This is a genomic window from Sphingorhabdus sp. EL138, assembly GCF_945882965.1.
Taxonomy (GTDB): Bacteria; Pseudomonadota; Alphaproteobacteria; order Sphingomonadales; family Sphingomonadaceae; genus Sphingorhabdus_B.
Window position 1 is genome coordinate 70,742 of sequence record NZ_CAMCWY010000009.1, and the last position, 18,920, is coordinate 89,661.

The 18,920-nt window shown below is 54.6% G+C and carries 16 protein-coding genes and 1 tRNA gene; 13 read left to right on the top strand and 4 right to left on the bottom strand.

The features are described from left to right. Positions 1–36 precede the first annotated feature (36 nt). The 13 genes from uppS (at position 37) to Q0N43_RS05710 (ending at position 14,615) form a co-directional block, all read left to right on the top strand. A complete protein-coding gene (gene uppS / locus Q0N43_RS05650; protein WP_295443751.1) occupies positions 37–753 on the top strand; it encodes a polyprenyl diphosphate synthase in 717 nt (238 codons plus the stop codon). After that, complete coding sequence (locus Q0N43_RS05655; protein WP_295443754.1) at positions 750–1,487, top strand: phosphatidate cytidylyltransferase; 738 nt, start codon at positions 750–752, stop codon at positions 1,485–1,487. The genes uppS and Q0N43_RS05655 overlap by 4 nt, the downstream gene beginning before the upstream one ends. Beyond that, entirely contained in the window at positions 1,471–2,652 is a 1,182-nt protein-coding gene (locus Q0N43_RS05660) for a 1-deoxy-D-xylulose-5-phosphate reductoisomerase (protein WP_295443757.1), read from the top strand. Before Q0N43_RS05655 ends, Q0N43_RS05660 begins: the two co-directional genes overlap by 17 nt. A 5-nt stretch (positions 2,653–2,657) precedes the next feature. Then, entirely contained in the window at positions 2,658–3,773 is a 1,116-nt protein-coding gene (gene rseP / locus Q0N43_RS05665; RefSeq protein ID WP_295443760.1) for an RIP metalloprotease RseP, read from the top strand. Between the two features lie 145 nt (positions 3,774–3,918). Next, positions 3,919–6,549, top strand: a complete 2,631-nt coding sequence (bamA, locus tag Q0N43_RS05670) for an outer membrane protein assembly factor BamA (protein ID WP_295443826.1) — start codon at positions 3,919–3,921, stop codon at positions 6,547–6,549. Next, a complete protein-coding gene (locus Q0N43_RS05675; protein ID WP_295443763.1) occupies positions 6,549–7,238 on the top strand; it encodes an OmpH family outer membrane protein in 690 nt (229 codons plus the stop codon). Before bamA ends, Q0N43_RS05675 begins: the two co-directional genes overlap by 1 nt. Before the next feature lie 5 nt (positions 7,239–7,243). Continuing rightward, the gene (fabZ, locus tag Q0N43_RS05680) at positions 7,244–7,705 is read left to right on the top strand and encodes a 3-hydroxyacyl-ACP dehydratase FabZ (RefSeq protein WP_295443766.1); all 462 of its coding nucleotides are present in this window, start codon (positions 7,244–7,246) and stop codon (positions 7,703–7,705) included. A 156-nt stretch (positions 7,706–7,861) separates the two neighbouring features. Further along, positions 7,862–8,089, top strand: a complete 228-nt coding sequence (gene rpmE / locus Q0N43_RS05685) for a 50S ribosomal protein L31 (RefSeq protein ID WP_295443769.1) — start codon at positions 7,862–7,864, stop codon at positions 8,087–8,089. A 97-nt stretch (positions 8,090–8,186) separates the two neighbouring features. Then, positions 8,187–8,263: transfer RNA gene (locus Q0N43_RS05690), tRNA-His, on the top strand. A 108-nt stretch (positions 8,264–8,371) separates the two neighbouring features. Further along, positions 8,372–9,433, top strand: coding sequence for a Glu/Leu/Phe/Val dehydrogenase dimerization domain-containing protein (locus Q0N43_RS05695; RefSeq protein ID WP_295443772.1), 1,062 nt, complete (start codon positions 8,372–8,374; stop codon positions 9,431–9,433). Positions 9,434–9,562: 129 nt separating this feature from the next. Further along, a complete protein-coding gene (locus Q0N43_RS05700; protein ID WP_295443775.1) occupies positions 9,563–11,500 on the top strand; it encodes a potassium transporter Kup in 1,938 nt (645 codons plus the stop codon). A 263-nt stretch (positions 11,501–11,763) separates the two neighbouring features. Continuing rightward, on the top strand, positions 11,764–13,434 hold the full coding sequence (leuA, locus tag Q0N43_RS05705; protein ID WP_295443778.1) for a 2-isopropylmalate synthase: 1,671 nt from the start codon (positions 11,764–11,766) through the stop codon (positions 13,432–13,434). Positions 13,435–13,643: 209 nt separating this feature from the next. Further along, positions 13,644–14,615: a nitronate monooxygenase family protein gene (locus Q0N43_RS05710; protein ID WP_295443781.1), complete on the top strand. Its 972-nt coding sequence runs from the start codon at positions 13,644–13,646 to the stop codon at positions 14,613–14,615. Positions 14,616–14,740: 125 nt separating this feature from the next. On the opposite strand, the gene Q0N43_RS05715 is transcribed toward Q0N43_RS05710, so the two are convergent. The 4 genes from Q0N43_RS05715 to Q0N43_RS05730 all read right to left on the bottom strand — a co-directional run bounded on the left by Q0N43_RS05715 (position 14,741) and on the right by Q0N43_RS05730 (position 18,852). After that, positions 14,741–15,301, bottom strand: a complete 561-nt coding sequence (locus Q0N43_RS05715) for a YceI family protein (protein WP_366845948.1) — start codon at positions 15,299–15,301, stop codon at positions 14,741–14,743. A gap of 147 nt (positions 15,302–15,448) precedes the next feature. Continuing rightward, positions 15,449–16,468, bottom strand: a complete 1,020-nt coding sequence (gene ilvC / locus Q0N43_RS05720; RefSeq protein WP_295443783.1) for a ketol-acid reductoisomerase — start codon at positions 16,466–16,468, stop codon at positions 15,449–15,451. 126 nt (positions 16,469–16,594) lie between these two features. Then, positions 16,595–17,110, bottom strand: a complete 516-nt coding sequence (gene ilvN, locus Q0N43_RS05725) for an acetolactate synthase small subunit (protein ID WP_295443786.1) — start codon at positions 17,108–17,110, stop codon at positions 16,595–16,597. Beyond that, a complete protein-coding gene (locus Q0N43_RS05730) occupies positions 17,110–18,852 on the bottom strand; it encodes an acetolactate synthase 3 large subunit (protein ID WP_295443789.1) in 1,743 nt (580 codons plus the stop codon). Before Q0N43_RS05730 ends, ilvN begins: the two co-directional genes overlap by 1 nt. Between the last annotated feature and the right edge of the window lie 68 nt (positions 18,853–18,920).

The following is an 18,920-nucleotide window of genomic DNA, read 5'->3' on the forward strand; positions in this document are numbered from 1 at the left end:
GGCCAGCCCTTTAACTTCATTGGGTTTAGGTAAGTGATGGCTGTCGCTGAAGCTCAAGAGCGCATTGCCGCAGGAACGGGCAAAATGCCGCGCCACGTCGCGATCATCATGGATGGCAATGGGCGCTGGGCGAAAAAGCGGATGTTACCGCGGGCAATGGGGCATAAGCGCGGTGTCGAGACAGTCCGGAACATTGTCCGTGCGGCGGGGGATCTCGGGCTTGAAACCTTGAGCCTATACGCCTTCTCCAGCGAGAATTGGAAACGGCCCGAGGATGAGATCAGTGATCTCATGGGCCTTATGCGCGATTTTATCAAATCTGACCTTGATGAATTCGCCGCTAATAACGTGCGGCTTAAAATTATTGGAAATTATAAAGCATTAGCGCCAGATATTGTGGACATGCTTGAGGAATCCATCGCGCGGACGTCGAAGAACAGCCGAACGACGTTGGCGGTCGCACTGAATTATGGCGCGCAAGATGAAATGGTCCGCGCGGCCCGTGCTGCTGCTGCGCAGGGCGAAATTAATGCGGCGAGCCTTGAGGCCAATCTCGATACAGCCGATTTGCCGCCGCTGGATTTGCTCATCCGCACATCAGGGGAGCAACGGCTGTCCAATTTCATGCTGTGGCAGGCGGCGTATGCCGAATTGTGGTTTACGGAAACCTTATGGCCGGATTTCAACAAAGACGAACTCGCTGCCGCCCTAAACGAATTTGCGCGGCGGGAACGGCGCTATGGTGGTCGATGAACGATAAGGTCGCGCCGCTGCTGAAACCCCGATCGGATTTGGGCATACGGACATTGTCCAGCGTTGCCATGATGTCGGTTGCGATAATTGCGATCTGGCTGGGCGGCTATGTCTTTATCGGCCTCGTTATTGCTGTAGGCCTTTGTGTTTTTTTTGAATTTACCAAATTGGTGCTCGGTTTCGCGCACAGTCCGCAGGCGCGGATATTTTGGCTATTGGGCGGCCTGACCTATGTCGGCTTGGCATGTTTCACTTTGATACTGTTCAGCGCGCCTTTCTTCGGCATGACACCTGCAATTCTGTTGATCGCAGGTGTCATTGGTACGGATATCGGCGCGTATTTTGCGGGACGAAGCATCGGCGGAGCCAAGATCTCGCCACGAATTAGCCCGTCCAAAACATGGTCTGGTCTTTTTGGCGGCATTATTGGCGCGGGCCTTATGATGGTTGTCATTCAAGCAGGCATCTACGCCTTTAGAGGTGGAAATGCTGGCGATGGTGATGCCTATCTTGCATATGGCTGGGCGGGCCTCATGCTGACGGGGGCCGCGCTTGCGTTGGTCGCGCAAATGGGGGATTTCTTCGAAAGCTGGATGAAGCGGCGGGCAGGGGTGAAAGACTCCGGCCGATTGATACCGGGCCATGGCGGGTTATTTGACCGGACAGACGGCCTTATTGCGGTCGCTTTTGCCGCCGGTGTCATCACGCTGTTTCAAAATGTGGCAGGTTGCTGATCCTGTGACCCGCAGCGTTTCCATCTTTGGCGCAACAGGTTCGGTCGGGCTGTCGACACTGGATCTCATTCGCCAACATCGCAGCCAATATCGCGTTGTCGCGCTAACCGCGAACGGCAATGCGGCTGCCATAGCGCAGTTGGCCCGGGATTTTGATGCCGAACTGGCGGTCGTTGCAGATGAAACGGCCTATGCCGATCTCAAGGACGCATTGGCAGGGACGAGTATAGAAGCCGCAGCAGGCGCCCAAGCGCTTGTGGAGGCCGCCAGGCGCAATGCCGATTGGACAATGGCGTCTATCGTCGGCTGTGCTGGATTGCCCTCTACGATGGCTGTAATCGAGGCTGGCAAGACCATCGCTTTGGCCAACAAGGAGGCCTTGGTTTCCGCAGGCGCATTGATGATGGCCGCGGTGCGCCGGTCGGGCGCAGCTTTGTTGCCAGTCGACAGCGAACATAATGCGATATTCCAGTGCCTTGCCGGCGGCAAGATTGACCAAGTACGTAAAATTACGCTCACCGCGAGCGGCGGGCCGTTGCGCTCTTTTTCGCTTGAGGAGATGCGGGGCGTAACGCCAGCGCAGGCCGTGGCGCACCCCAATTGGGACATGGGCGCGAAGATCAGTATTGATTCCGCGACCATGATGAACAAGGGCCTTGAACTGATTGAGGCCTATCATTTGTTTCCGGTGGGCTTGGATAAAATCGATATACTTGTGCATCCACAATCGGTCATCCATTCGATGGTCGAATATGTCGATTGTTCGACTTTAGCGCAGCTTGGATCGCCAGATATGCGCATTCCAATAGCGAGCGCGCTGGCATGGCCGGAGCGGATTGCTACGACCTGCAAGCCGCTGGATTTAGCGAATATTGGGCAGTTGACGTTTGAGCAACCGGACATCGCGCGCTTTCCGGCGTTGCGCCTTGCCCGCGCGGCCATATCCGAAGGCGGCGCAAAGCCGGCAATCATGAACGCGGCCAACGAAGTCGCGGTGACGGCGTTCTTAAATGGCCAAATCGGTTTTCTCGATATCGCCGCTTTGGTGGAAGATACGCTGTGCGGTTACGCACCGAACAATCTGCCAGCCTGCATCGATGACTTGTTCAGCATAGATGCAGCCGCGCGCCGTTATGCGCAGACGCTCATACAAAAGGTCAGCTAATGCCAATGGAATCGCCAAATATCATCGTGACTGCTCTTGCGTTTATAACGCTGATCGGCAGTTTGGTTGTCGTGCACGAACTGGGTCATTATGCCGTGGGGCGTTGGTTCGGCGTGAAGGCCGAGAAATTCTCGATCGGCTTTGGTCCGGAGATCTGGGGCAGGGTCGACAAACGTGGCACCTTGTGGCGCATCGGCTTGCTGCCTTTGGGCGGCTTTGTCCAATTTGCAGGCGACATGAATCCCGCCAGCCAAGCCGACGAAGGCTGGAAACAATTACCAGAAGAGGAGCGCAACCAGACGTTCCAGTCCAAAACCTTGTGGCAACGTGCGTTGATTGTGTTTGCCGGGCCAGCGGTGAATTTCATCTTGGCCATCCTTATCGCGATGGGTTTCCTGTTGGCGTTTGGGAAATCAGTGACTCCGCCGGTAATTGACGTTGTGCAGCCCAATAGCGCGGCTGCGGTGGCGGGCCTGATGGAAGGAGACCGCATCCTCACTTTGAATGGCCGGACCATCAAGACGTTCAACGAAATGGCGAACGAAATTGTGATGATCCCCAACGAGCAGGTCGTGATCGAAATCGAACGCGACGGTGCGAACATGGTCAAGGAAGCCACGGTCGCTGCGGCTATCGAAGTTGATCGTTTCGGTAATGAATACCGCATTGGCCGGCTCGGCATAGGTGCTGGCAAATTGGAAGCCCGCGAAGTGGGCCTGCTTGAGGCGCCGTGGGCTGCAGTTGTTCAAACCGGAAATATCTTGCGGCAGCAAGTGATTGGCCTTGGTCAGATTATCTCTGGTCGACGTCCCATTTCCGAACTGGGCGGGCCGTTGAAAATCGCAAAAGTTTCAGGCGAAGCCATGAGTCTTGGCATTTTAACATTCATCAGCCTTGCAGCGCTTATTTCGATTAACTTGGGGTTCATCAATCTCCTGCCAATCCCGATGCTGGATGGAGGGCATTTGTTGCTCTACGCCGTGGAAGCAGTGCGTCGGCGCCCAGCCACGCCGGTAGTGCAGGAGTGGGCCTTTCGTGCAGGATTTGCGATGCTCGCGGCATTTATGATAATGGTAACTTTCAATGACCTTGCGTCTTTCGGTCTTTTCGGAGGCGGTTGAGGGCATTGCATACTTGATTGCGCGCGCTGCATCGGGCAGAGACGCAAAACTATTTTAGCGGCAATATGCCAACGCCCGGTGGGGGCGCACATCAGATCGGATGACAATGAAAAGTAGACCTCGCGGCAACTTCAAAAACTTTGGCATGTATTTGATGGGTTCGACGGCGCTTGCCGCGACGGGCACGATGACTCCCGCTTTGGCACAGACTGCGCCGGCGACGCCCGCTGCGCAGCCTGTGGTAGACGCCCCTGTTGACACCATTCAATCGATCACTGTCGTTGGCACGCAACGACTCGAAGCCGATACAGTTCGATCATATATTCGCTTACGCGCGGGGCAGCCATGGACGCAGGTAACAGGTGACCAAGCGTTGAAGGACCTATATGCGACCGAATTGTTCGCGGATGTTGCTGTCCGCAATAACGCCGGCGCGGTTGTTATTGAGGTGCGCGAAAACCCAGTGGTGAACCGCATCATTCTTGAAGGCAACAAGCGCATCAAGAATGACAAAATTGAACCAGAAATCAAACTTGCCCCGCGCCAGATTTATTCGCGATCCAAAGTGCGCGCCGATGTTGCGCGCATCATTGAGCTGTACAAGCGTCAGGGGCGCTTTGCGGCGGTTGTTGAGCCTAAATTGGTTCAGCTCGACCAAAACCGCGTAGACATTGTTTTCGAAATTACCGAAGGGCCCAAGTCCAAGGTTCGGCAGATCAACATCATCGGCAACGACAAGTTCTCCGATGGCCAGCTGCGTGGCGAAATGGTCACGAAACAAGCCCGGTTTTACAAGTTTTTCAGCTCCGGCACCAGCTATGATCCGGACCGCTTAGCTTTTGACCAGCAAAAGCTGCGTCAATTTTACCTGACACAGGGCTATGCCGATTTCCGCGTGGTTTCCGCAGTCGCCGAACTGACGCCTGATAAGCAGGACTTCATCATCACTTATGTGGTGGAAGAAGGGGACCGGTACAAATTTGGCGACGTTAAGGTAGAAAGCCAAATCCGCGATTTTGATTCAGAGCGCCTAACGACGACTTTGCGCATGAAAAAAGGCGACTGGTATGACGCCAAAATGGTTGAGGATACCGTCGAGAGCCTGTCGGAAACCGCAGGTTTATTTGGTTATGCCTTTGCCGACGTAAACCCTGATTTTCAGCGGGATAAAGAAACGCTGACAATGGGCATTACGTTCAACGTGGCGGAATCTCCGCGCGTGTTTGTGGAACGGATTGACATTAACGGCAACACGCTGACGCATGATAAGGTTGTCCGCCGCGAATTCCGCCTGAATGAAGGGGACGCGTTTAACAGTATTCAAGTCAAGCGGACCGCAGATCGTATCAAATCGCTTGGCTATTTTCAGGAAGACCTTGAAGTCGAACAGGCGCAGGGCAGTGCGCCCGACCGCATCATTCTAAGCACAAATGTCGAAGAAAAACCGACGGGCGAATTGTCACTGTCGGCCGGATTTTCGTCGGTTGAAAACTTCATTTTCCAAGGTTCGATCAGGCAAAGGAACTTCCGCGGCTTGGGGCAAGAACTGCGGACGAACATTTCTTATTCGTCTTATTCCAAATCAGCGGAAATCGGCTTTACCGAGCCCTATTTGTTTGATCGTTCGATTGCTGTATCGGGCGACATTTTCCGCCGCGATGTAAACAGCTTCAACTACTTCAACAACGAGCGCAACACGACCTATCAGCAAGCCACAACAGGTCTGCAAGTGCGCGTTGGTGTGCCCGTTAATGAGTTTGTTTATTTTCAGGCGCGCTACGGGTTGAGTCAAGATGATGTTTCGCTTGATGAGAACACCTTCTTCTCTGACCCGGATGGAGCAGGGCCGCTTGAACGGTCATGCGACCCACTCATCGCCGGACGTTTCTTGTGCGATGCCATTGGTAAGCGGCTGACATCGTCCATTGGGTACACATTGCTTTATGATGATCGCGACAACCGCATTCGCCCGACACGCGGCCAAAGCTTCAGTGTAAGTCAGGATTTTGCCGGGCTTGGTGGTGACGTCAAATATGTTAAAACGCGGATTAACGCTGATAAATTTTGGAAGCCTTTTGGCAACTTCATTTTCGGATTATCTTTCGAAGGTGGGTATATCCACCCGTTGGAAAACCGCGGAAGCACCGCCGACGGTATTGACGATGTCCGTCTGACCGATCGTTTTTATCTGGGTGAGCCACAAATGCGGGGTTTCGATATTCGCGGTGTCGGCCCACGTGTGCAGCGTGTGTTCTTCGAAGGTCAGGTTGTAAACGGACTGGCCGTGAATGCGCCGCTAACTGATCGTAACCAGATCCAGGACGATGCGATTGGCGGACGTTTCTATTATCTTGGCCGTGCCGAACTTCAAATTCCGCTGGGCAGTGGAGCAAGAGAGCTTGGCTTACGTCCTTCCTTGTTCCTCGATGTGGGTTCTGTGTTTGATGTGACCCGCCCTGTTTTGCAGACGGCAACGCAGCGCGAAGTGCTGTCAGACGGCACGCAAGGTGCGCCACTATATTATGTTGTGGATTCCACTGGCTTGCTTCAAACATCCACCACGGCTATAAATGCTGATGGCTCGGCCCGGGTTGCCGTGCTGCGTTTCGAAGAACGCTTCCTCGGCGACTCATGGAAGCCGCGCGTGTCGGTTGGCTTTGGCGTGAACTGGAATTCACCCTTTGGTCCGTTCAGGATTGATATCGCCCGTGCTTTGCTCACGCAGCCGGGTGACGATACCAAATTATTTACATTTAACGTAGGAACGCAATTCTAATGAAAATTCGTAAAAACATTCTCGTCGTTGCATTTTTGTCAGTAGCTGCCATTTCGGCACCAGCGTCTGCCCAAGTTGCAGGCATTGCTACCGCTGACACAGCGGTTGCAATCACCCGTTCAAAGGCGCTTGGCACAGCCTATCAGCAAATTGGTGAGCAATACGCGACCGTGGCACAGCAATTGCAAGCCAAGCGCGTAGAGATTAACAATCTGAATGCGCAGCTTGATACCAACAAGGACAAGGAGCTGACACAGGCTGAGCTGGATGTCGCCATTCAAGCAAAGAACCCGTTGCTGACGCAAATTGATGCGAAGCAAAAGGAACTGAACACGCTTCAAGAGCCAGTCTTCCTTGCGCAGCTTTATGCCGTCGAACAGATTGCGTTGAAGTATGACACTGCACAGCAGGCAGTCATTACCGCTAAGAAAATCAATGTCATTCTTGCGCCCGATGCGTTTGTGTGGGCACCAGAAGCAGTTGACGTAACTGCTGCGATTACAGCAGAGCTTGATAAGGCCGTACCATCCGTGCCTATCACGCCGCCCGCCGGCTGGCGTCCGTCGCGCCAGATTGGCGCCTTATATCAGCAGATCCAGCAACTGATCAACGCAGCGACCCAGCAAGCACAAGCCGCTGCCGCGCAAGCCCGGCCTGCAAACCCAGCAGCGCAGCCTGAAAGCCGCTAGACTGCATGTCAGGGGGCGATTTCAGTTATTATGACGTACGCCGGGTCATGGCGGTGCTTCCGCACCGCTACCCCATGCTTTTGGTTGACCGCGTAGAAGAGCTTGTCGTTGACGAGCGGATATGCGCGGTCAAGGCCGTTACCATGAATGAAGGGTTTTTTCAGGGGCACTTTCCGGGAAGACCCATCATGCCGGGTGTTATGATTGTCGAGGCATTGGCCCAAGCGGCTGGCGTGTTGGCGATGGAAAGCCTTGGGTTGATTGGTTCGGGCAAGCTTGTGTATTTCATGTCGATCGACAATGCCAAGTTCCGCGCGCCAGTTGAGCCGGGATGCCTTTTGCATTTGCACGTTGAATTTGTGCAGAAACGTGCTCGCGTTTGCAAATTTGCCGGACGTGCCATGGTCGGCGACCAAATCGCCGCTGAGGCCCAATTTATGGCGATGATTGCCGAGGCGGCTGCTTAATGAGGCATAAGCGTGAATGGTACGGAGTTGTAAATCCGCCGCGCCCCGGTTCTACAATATTTCCATGTTGCTATCGCGTCCGCTCCCCGCTATGCGCGGCGCTTCCGAATTTAGGGTTGCCGGTCGGAAACCGGTGACTGAACAAAGGATTTAACTATGAAAGCCGACATTCACCCCGATTATCACATGATCAAGGTGCAGATGACCGATGGCACCATCTTCGAAACACGCTCCACTTGGGGCAAGGAAGGTGACACCCTCGCTCTGGATATCGATCCGACATCGCACCCGGCATGGACCGGCGGTTCGGGCCGTATGCTTGACACGGGTGGCCGCGTTGCCCAGTTTAACAAGCGTTTTGGGGGCCTCAGCCTGAAGAAATAAGATATTCGATGTGCCGGGCTTCGGCTCGGCACATGACATATTTCAGGTCTAAGATTAGACCGAAAAACGGGATCGCGCCTGCCTCAGTGGCGCTATGGCGACCGTAGCTCAGTTGGTTAGAGCGCTGGTTTGTGGTACCAGAGGTCGGGGGTTCAAGACCCCTCGGTCGCCCCATTTTACCCACTGCGAAATCTATGTGACATTTTTGCGTAATATTTTTACGCAAAAATGTAATATGATTCCGAACGCCCGAGGGCCATTTTTCGCACAAGGAAATATATCATGCCCGCCATTTGGGACCTGCCTGATTTTGACTCGCATGTGGCGGTTCACGTCTTTGACGACCTGGCAACTGGGCTAAGGGCCGTTATCGCAGTGCATTCTACTTACTTGGGGCCAGCAGCCGGTGGAACGCGTTTTTGGCATTATGGCAATTCCCAGGCCGCGATTATAGATGCGCTGCGCCTGTCGCGCGGCATGAGCTACAAAAACGCGATGGCGGGACTTTCTGCCGGTGGTGGCAAAGCAGTCATTCTTGCGAACCCAGCGCGCACCAAAAAGCAGGATATGCTCGACGCATTTGCCCGCGCGGTGGATTCGCTCGGCGGGCAATATATCACAGCGCAGGATGTCGGCATGTCCGAAGCAGACATGGTGTCCTTGTCGAAGGTCACGTCGCATGTTGCCGGATTGCCGGAGCAAGGCGGCGATCCCGGTCCTTATACGGCGCGTGGTGTATATCTGGGCGTGGAGGCTGCGGCAAAGCATGCGCTTGGGACCGATAGCATGTCGGGCGTTCACGTCGCTATTCAGGGCGTAGGCAGTGTTGGCGGCGGTCTGGCGCGTTATTTGGCGCAGCAAGGGGCAAAGCTGACATTGGCCGATGTCGATGCGCAACGGGCCGCCGATCTGGCGGCGGAACTTGGCGGCAATAGCGTTCCTGCCGACGCGATCATGACCGTCGATGCAGATATCTTCAGCCCCTGCGCTTTGGGGGCCATACTGACCCAAGCCAGCGTGAACGCCTTAAAAGTACGCGCGGTTGCTGGCGGCGCGAACAACCAATTGGCCACAGGTTCGGAGGGGCAAATGTCCCCGCCCGCACAATTGGCATTCGACAAAGCGCGGGCAATTCGGCCTAACTATCCTGCGCCTTATTATTTTGTGGGGCTCGCGCGTTTGTTTGCCGGGGACCTTGATGGGGCCATTTTGCTCTGGGAAAAAACCGTTTCACTGGCGACCCCGAAAGCCAAATGGAAAACGCGGATTGAGTCGCAACTGCAGGCGGCAAAGGCCTTGCAAGCGCAAGCGGCACAAGCAGAATCAAGTATAAACTCCAAGTAATTGATTATTTAATTTTTTTATAGTTTTTGAACATATCATTGCTGTGTTGTGAAGGGTAGTGCTCCATGCTAATGCCCGCGCCCAAGTCACGGAAAAGGTGGCGTCTGGGGCAAAAGCCGGGGAAACAATATGGTTGGACCGCAAGCAGACGATTTTGGTCACAGTGACCAAGATCACAGTCACAGCCATGCCCCAAAAGGCTCGCTGCTGGCTTTATGCGTGGGCACTGTTGGCGTTGTCTTCGGCGACATCGGCACTAGCCCGATTTACGCGTTCCGTGAAACCTTTGCCGGGCACCACCCGATAGCGCCCGACCCGATGCATATTAAAGGCGTTTTGAGCCTTGTGTTCTGGTCGATGATGATTGTCGTGACGCTCAAATATGTATTCACCATCATGAAAGCCGACAACAAGGGTGAGGGCGGAAGCCTCGCTTTGTTGGCGCTTATCAACCGGCAGACGGCTGGCGCGAAATGGACGGCGCCTTTTGTCATGCTTGGGGTATTTGCAACCGCGCTATTTTATGGCGATTCCATGATTACGCCTGCCATGTCGATCTTGTCGGCGGCAGAAGGTCTGAAATATGTGAACGAAGGCTTTAGCGCATGGATATTGCCGATATCGGTTGTGATCATCGGCGCGCTGTTTGCATTTCAGTCACGCGGTACGGCGAAAGTGGGGGCTTGGTTTGGGCCAATCATGTTGGTCTATTTCGCGACATTGGCGGGCTTGGGTCTGTTGCATCTTACAAAGATGCCGTCGATCATATTGGACGTTCTGAACCCAATGAATATGTTCTATTTTTTCTATATTGACGGTTTTCGCGCCTTTGTGGCGATGGGCACTGTTGTTCTTGCTGTGACGGGTGCGGAGGCACTTTACGCCGATATGGGGCATTTTGGCCGGCGGCCCATTAAGTTTAGCTGGCTATTCTTCGTGCTGCCTGCGCTGATGCTAAATTATATGGGGCAGGGGGCAATGATATTGTCGATGACCCCCGAAGAGGCACAGGCGGCCATTCGTGATCCATTCTTCCTGATGGTGCCAGAACTTATAAGCACCCCTGTCATTTTCCTGACAATCATGGCGGCCGTTATCGCCAGCCAAGCGGTTATTTCCGGGGCGTTTTCTTTGACGCAGCAGGCAATCCAGCTGGGCTTCATGCCGCGCCTCAGCATATTACACACCAGCGAGAAAGCCGCTGGCCAGATTTACATTCCAGCGATTAACTGGGGCCTTGCGGTGATGGTTTTGTTGCTGGTGCTATTTTTCCAGTCATCGTCCAATCTTGCCGCCGCTTATGGTATTGCGGTGACGGGCGCTATGTTCATCGATACATGTTTGATTGCGGTCGTCCTGCTGTCGCTGTGGAAATGGCCAAAGTGGAAAGCGCTGCCAATCCTCGCTTTGTTCTTCATCGTCGACTTTGCCTATTTGGGCGCCAATTTGTTGAAGGTGCCATCGGGCGGATGGGTGCCTTTGGTAATCGGCTTAGTTATCTTCACATTATTGACGACGTGGTCACGCGGGCGGGCATTGATGCGCGAACGCATGGCGGAAAGCACCATGCCGATGGATATTTTTATCAAATCCGCCGCCAATAGTGCGACCCGCGTTCCGGGTACGGCGATATTTATGGCGTCGGCAGCGAGCGGTGTCCCTTCGGCTTTGCTTCATAATATCAAGCATAACCGCATCTTGCATGAACGCGTCATCATCCTAACCGTGCAGATCGAGGATGTGCCTTATGTTATTAGCTCGGACCGTATAATCTGTAAGGATTTGGGTGAAGGTTTTTACCGCGTAAAAATGCGCTTTGGCTTTTTGGAAGAGACCAATGTGCCTGCAACCCTCGACTTAGTTGATTTGTGCGGTCCCAAATTTGACATGATGCAAACCAGCTTTTTCCTTTCGCGTCAGACATTGATCGCATCCAAAATACCCGGCATGGCGATCTGGCGGGAAAAGATTTTCTCCTGGATGCTGCGCAATGCGGCCAATGCAATGATTTTCTTCAAATTGCCAAGCAATCGCGTGGTTGAACTGGGCAGCCAGGTTGAAATCTGACCTGCCTTAATTCTTGGTTTGTGTGCCCGCCATTTTCGTAACAAAATAACCCCGACGCATTTTAAGACTGGACGAATGTTGATCGATATCGCTATCGTTAAAACATTATGAAAACGCGCAATGCCCTTTCGCTTCTCCTACTACGACTTACACGCCCTTAGGCGTGCCTCTTTTGTCGGCCATGTTCGGCAACCCGCCTAAGGGCCTTACCACTGCAAAATTTAGCCCCTGAGTTGGGCGTCTCAGCGAAGTTGCCATATATCATGATGCTTTCCGATCCATCGCGTAAATACCGACCCTTCCCCCAAATTGATTTGCCTGACCGCATATGGCCGACGCGGACCATCGACCGCGCGCCGCGCTGGCTTTCCACCGATCTGCGTGATGGAAACCAAGCGCTTATTGACCCTATGGGCGCAGAGAAGAAGAAACGCTTTTTCGACCTGTTGCTGAAGGTCGGCGTAAAAGAGATTGAGGTTGGTTTCCCAAGTTCGGGCGCCACCGATTTTGATTTTATTCGCGGGCTCGTCGACAGCGGACGTATTCCCAATGACGTTATGATCCAAAGCCTGACGCAGTCACGGCGTGACCTGATTGAAAAAACGTTCGAGAGCATGGCCGGCGCGCCACGAGCAATCGTCCATCTCTATAATGCTGTCAGCCCGGCGTGGCGCGATATTGTCTTCAACCTCGACAAAGCGGGCGTGAAGGCGATCGCCATTGAAGGCGCAAATATCCTTAAAGAGCAAGCCGCGAAATATCCGCAAACCGACTGGCATTTTGAATATAGCCCCGAAACATTCTCGACCGCTGAGCTCGAATTCAGCCTTGAGGTTTGCGAAGCGGTGATGGACGTGCTGCAACCCACCGCGGCAAAGCCACTGATCCTAAATCTACCAGCGACGATTGAGGCCGCCATGCCCAATGTCTATGCCGATCAAATTGAATGGATGTGCCGCAATATCAGCGCGCGGGATCATGTGGTCATCAGCCTGCATCCCCACAATGACCGGGGTAGCGGCATCGCAGCCGCCGAATTGGGCTTGCTGGCAGGCGCGGACCGCATTGAAGGTTGCCTGTTCGGTAATGGCGAGCGCACCGGCAATGTCGATTTGGTGACGCTGGCGCTTAACATGTATACCCAAGGGCTGCACCCCGGCCTTGATTTTAGCGACATTGATGAGGTCATTCAGACGGTCGAATATTGCAACCAGTTGCCCGTTCACCCGCGGCATCCCTACGCTGGCGAATTGGTATTCACCGCCTTTTCAGGATCGCATCAGGACGCGATTAAAAAAGGGTTTGCGGCGCAGGAACGGCAGAATGATGAAATCTGGCGCGTGCCCTATCTCCCCATTGATCCTGCCGATTTGGGCCGCAGTTATGAAGCCGTTATCCGCGTAAATTCGCAAAGCGGCAAGGGCGGCGTGGCTTGGGTGATTGAGCAGGACCAAGGTTTGAAGCTGCCCAAACGGATGCAGGCGAATTTTTCGACCACCGTGCAGACATTGTCCGACACAAACGGGCGCGAACTGACCAGCAGTGATATTTGGGAGGCGTTTGAAAAGCGCTATTATCTAAAGGGTGAGGGCCGGTTCCGATTAATCGATTTCCATGAGACCCAAAGCCAGCGGCAAAAGGACGAACGCATCTTTGCAGGTAACATCCGCATAGATGGCGTCGAACAGAGCGTCAGCGGCCGCGGCAACGGTCTGATTTCCAGCCTTGCCAACGCATTGGAACACGCGCTGGGCGGTCCGCTGAATATCATCGACTATAGCGAGCACGCGATTGGCCATGGTACCGATGCCCGCGCCGCCGCTTATGTCGAATGCCGCGTTGGCGACGGTCCGATATTATTTGGCGTCGGCATCAGTCAGGACGTGGCCACAGCGTCCGTCAGAGCCATTCTAAGCGCTGCTAACGGGGCTTAAGGCAATCGGTTTGCCCCGGCGGGTCAGGTGCGCTGGGGACGCTCTTGTGGCCTTTTATCTGAGGTTATGCCGAGGATTGGGCGGGAAGAAGCGCGCCATTTGGAGCGCCTTACCTTACGGAATCGCCCGTGCAAAAAGGTGGGTTTGACAGCTGCGACATGCTGTGGCTAATCCCCACATAACTCGTGAATTAACAAGGGATTCGACGCATGGCACTTCCGGCAATTTTTGACAATCTTCGGCTTCCAGTGATCGGCTCACCGCTGTTCATCGTGTCTGGGCCAGAACTGGTTATCGCGCAATGTAAGGCGGGTGTCGTCGGGTCGTTTCCGGCGCTCAATGCGCGCCCTGCAAGCCAGTTGGACGAATGGCTGCATCAGATTACCGAAGAACTGGCGGCCCATAACCGCGACAATCCCGACCGTCCCGCCGCGCCATATGCGGTGAACCAGATTGTCCATAAATCCAATAACCGGCTGCAGGAAGATATTGCCATGTGCGCCAAATGGCAGGTGCCCATTACCATTACCTCGCTCGGTGCGCAGGAAGAACTCAACAAAGCCGTGCATAGCTGGGGCGGGATTGCGCTCCATGACGTCATCAACGACCGTTTCGCGCGCAAGGCGATTGAAAAGGGCGCCGATGGCCTCATTCCTGTTGCGGCGGGTGCCGGTGGCCATGCGGGCGTGACGTCGCCTTTCGCGTTGATGCGCGAAATTCGCGAATGGTTTGATGGACCTGTCGCTCTATCCGGTTCCATTGCGCACGGTGCCTCGGTGCTTGCAGCGCAGGCCATGGGCGCCGATTTTGGCTATATCGGCAGCGCGTTTATCGCGACCAAAGAAGCCAACGCCGTGGACGGTTACAAGGAAGATATCGTGGAGGCGAAGGCCGCGGACATTGTCTATTCCGACCTGTTTACGGGCGTTAGCGGTAACTATCTGCGCCAGTCGATTGAGCGCGCTGGTATGGATCCGAATAACCTGCCCAAGGGCGATATTTCGACCATGAACTTCGGTTCCGGCGGTAATAGCGATGCCAAGGCGTGGAAAGACATTTGGGGTTCAGGCCAAGGCATTGGCGCGATCAAAGAAGTGCAAACCGTCGCGCAATTCGTTGACCAGCTTGAGGCCGAATATCGCGCAGCGAAAGCCAGCCTTGATGCGCGCTATTTAGGGTAAGCGCTTAATCACCAACCTGTGTCAACCTCGCGGATGCGGGGATCCATGGCCCGCGGTAGATGTGTAAACCGACAAGTCAGGCCATGGACCCCCGATCAAGTCGGGGGGACAATTTGTATTGCGGACTAGCTTGCCTTTTCAAAGGCGACGCTGATGTCCAGCGTTACGTCATCCGAAATCATCGGAACGGCATAGCCGATGCCGAATGCGCTGCGGTTGATGACCGACGTGGCGTGAAAGCCGATGGTGGATTTCTTGTTGAACGGGTTATTGCCCGCGCCTGAAAATTTGGTGTCAAGCACCACGGACTTGGTGACGCCGTTGAGCGTCAGGTCGCCAGTGATTTTGGCGGTGGTGCCCGATGCCACGACACTTGTTGACACGAATTTGGCATCGGTTGGCGCAGGGCCAAAAAAGTCAGCCTTGCCGCCGTCCTTGCCAGCGCGCAGAAGATGCCCTGTCAGGCCAGCACTTGCGGTTGTGACCTTGCCAATAGGAATAGTGATATCGACCTTGGCAGCATTCGGATTGGCTGGATCAAGTGTCAGCGTTCCTGTCGCATCTCCAAAAATACCGAAATAATCGTTGAAGCCAAAATGGCTGACGCGCCAGCCGATCAGCGTGTGGCCGGGGTCGGTGTTGTAGGTTCCCGCGGTAACGCGGACGACTTCCATCGTTCCGGGCACTTGCGGCGCACTTTGCGCGATGAGCGGTACAGCGAACAGGAGGGGAAGGGCACATAAAAGCTTACGTATGAGTCTGCTCCAAATAGCAAAAGGGGGAGGCATCAGTGTCGATGCCTCCCCCAAATGAGTCAAGCTATGAAAAAGCGATTAGTTCTTCGCTTGATCCACCAACTTATTCTTTGCAATCCATGGCATCATCGCGCGCAGCTTTGCACCCGTTTCCTCAATGGGGTGCGCCGCAGCGGCCTTGCGTGCGGCCTTCAGCTCTGGCTGACCAGCGCGGTTATCGAGCACGAAATTCTTAACGAAACGACCCGATTGAATGTCCGCGAGAACGCGCTTCATTTCCGCCTTGGTTTCGTCGGTGATGATGCGTGGACCCGTGGTGATGTCGCCATATTCTGCGGTGTTCGAAATCGAATAGCGCATGTTGGCGATGCCGCCTTCATACAGAAGGTCGACGATCAGCTTGGTCTCATGCAAGCATTCGAAATACGCCATTTCTGGTGCATAGCCTGCCTCAGTCAATGTCTCGAACCCGGCCTGGATAAGATGCGTGATACCGCCGCACAACACGGCCTGTTCGCCGAACAAATCGGTTTCGCATTCTTCGCGGAAGTTGGTTTCGATGATGCCGCTGCGTCCGCCGCCGACGCCGCTAGCATACGCAAGTGCGATGTCATGGGCATTGCCGCTTGAGTCTTGCGCAACTGCGATCAGGCACGGCACTCCGCCACCCTTTTGATACTCGCTGCGCACGGTGTGGCCGGGCCCCTTGGGTGCGATCATGATAACGTCAATGTCCGCGCGCGGTTCAATCAGGCCGAAATGGATATTGAGACCATGGGCAAAAGCCAAAGCCGCGCCGGGTTTCATGTGGGCATGCAGATCATCTGCGTAAATTGCGGCCTGATGTTCATCTGGCGCCAACACCATGAGGATATCAGCCCAAGCCGCAGCGTCGGCATTTGCCAAAACCTTGAACCCAGCAGCTTCTGCCTTTTGGGCCGTTGCCGAACCAGCGTGCAAGGCGATAGCGACATCCGCAACGCCGCTGTCGCGTAAGTTTTGCGCGTGGGCATGGCCCTGGCTACCATAGCCTACAATCGCGACCTTTTTGTCTTTGATAAGGCCCAAGTCGCAATCTGCGTCATAATATACTTTCATTCTTCCGTCCTTCTTCGTTGCCGTCACCCTGAACGTGCTTCACGGTCTTACTTTCAACGGCGTATTTTCAAAATCCTGAAAAGCAGCTTTTGTTGTTCAAACGCATTCAGGATGACGATATGGCAGTTAACTGACCCCGGCCCCCCGCATTAGGCCAACAATACCGGTCCGGCCAACCTCGACTAATCCGACTTCGCGCATCAACGATACAAAAGTGTCGATTTTTTCAGGTCCGCCTGTGATTTCGAATATGAAGCTGTTGACCGTCGCGTCAATCACGCGTGCGCGGTAAATATCGGCGAGGCGCATGGCCTCAACACGTTGATCGCCCGTGCCGCTGACTTTGACCAGTGCAAGTTCCCGCTCCACATGTGGCCCGGCCTCAGTGAGGTCAGTGACTTTGTGGACGGGGATTAAGCGCTCGCATTGCGCGATGATCTGGTCGATCACGGGCGGCGGGCCTTTGGTGACGATTGTTATCCGGCTTGTCGTATGGTCCTCGCTGATATCGGCCACGGTAAGGCTATCGATATTGTAGCCGCGCGATGTGAACATGCCAGCGATGCGGGCCAACGTGCCCGCTTCATTATCGACGGTGAGCGTCAGCACATGCCGTTCTGTAAGTTCTTGCTTAATATGCATTATACGAGCGCCTTTGCTTCGTCATCCATGGTGCCCGATACCTGATCTGCGTGCAGGATCATGTCCGTATGGGCTGCGCCCGATGCAATCATAGGGAAACAGTTTGCCGTTTTGTGCACACGGCAATCGAACATCACTGGCCCGTCATGCGCAAGCATCTCGGCGATGGCATCATCAAGCTTGGCGGGGTCCGCACAACGTATGCCTTTCCAGCCATACGCTTCGGCCAGCGCGACGAAATCAGGCAGGCTGTCCGAATAGCTTTCGGAATAGCGGCTTTCATAGGTCAGCTCTTGCCATTGGCGCACCATGCCCATCCATTCATTGTTCAGGATGAAGACCTTCACGGGCAAGCGATACTGCGTGGCAGTTGCCAATTCCTGAATGTTCATCTGGATCGATGCCTCGCCGGCGATATCGATCACAAGCGCGTCTGGATGACCCATTTGCGCGCCAATTGCGGCAGGCAGGCCATAGCCCATGGTGCCAAGCCCGCCGCTGGTCAGCCACTTGTTCGGCGCATCAAAGTGGAAATGCTGCGCCGCCCACATTTGATGCTGGCCAACTTCGGTCGTGATAATCGGAGCTTTGTCCTTGGTGGCTTCAAACAGGCGCTCAATCGCATATTGCGGCATGATTTCCTGCGTGCTGCCGGGGTAGCTAAGGCAATTAACGGCGCGCCAATCCGCGATGCGTGCCCACCATTCGGTTAGCGGCTGTTTTTTGGTTTTCCGGCCTTTCCAGACATCGATCATCTGACGCATGGCCTTGCCAACGTCAGCGACGATCGGCAGGTCAACGCGCACGGTCTTGTTCATCGAACTACGGTCGATATCGACATGGATTTTGACGCTGTCGGGTGAAAAGGCGTCCAAGCGGCCCGTTACGCGGTCGTCAAAGCGCGCGCCGAGGCAGACCATGACATCGCATTGGTTCATGGCCAAATTGGCCTCATATGTGCCATGCATGCCCAACATGCCCAGCCATGCGTCACCGGAGGCGGGATATGCGCCAAGGCCCATGAGGGTGGATGTGACGGGCGCTCCGGTCAACTCGGCTAGCTCCCGCAGGGCTTCGCTGGCGGCAGGGCCCGAATTGATGATGCCGCCGCCTGTGTACAAAATCGGCGCCTTGGCGTTGGCAATCAATTCGACCGCGCGGTTGATTTCGGCATAGTCAGCTTCGCCAGCATAGGTGAAGCGTGATCGGGTAGGGCGCTTCACATCAGTTGCAGCCTTTGCGACCTGCACATTTTTTGGGATGTCGATAACAACCGGACCGGGACGTCCTTTGGTGGCGATGGTAAAAGCCTCCCGCACGACCGTTGCGAGTTCGGCGGGGTCTTTCACCAGATAATTATGTTTTGAACAATGGCGTGTAATGCCAACGGTGTCGGCCTCCTGAAAGGCGTCGGTACCGATTAAATTGGTCGCAACCTGTCCCGTCAGCACGACCATAGGGATGGAATCCATAAATGCATCGGCAATACCGGTAACGGCATTGGTGGCACCGGGGCCGGATGTGACAAGCACAACGCCGGGCTTACCCGTTGCGCGGGCATAACCCTCTGCCGCATGGGCAGCGCCCGCCTCATGCCGGACGAGGACATGTTTAATTTTCTGTTGCTGAAAAAAAGCGTCGTAAATGGGCAGAACTGCACCACCGGGGTAACCGAAAATGGTGTCCACGCCCTGTTCAATCAGGGTATCAATCAAAATTTCTGCGCCGGATTTTTCGGGCACTGGATAATCCTTATGTGTTAAGCCGCTGTAATATGTTGCAGTGCAATAGGGTAAGCAAGAGCGCGCTA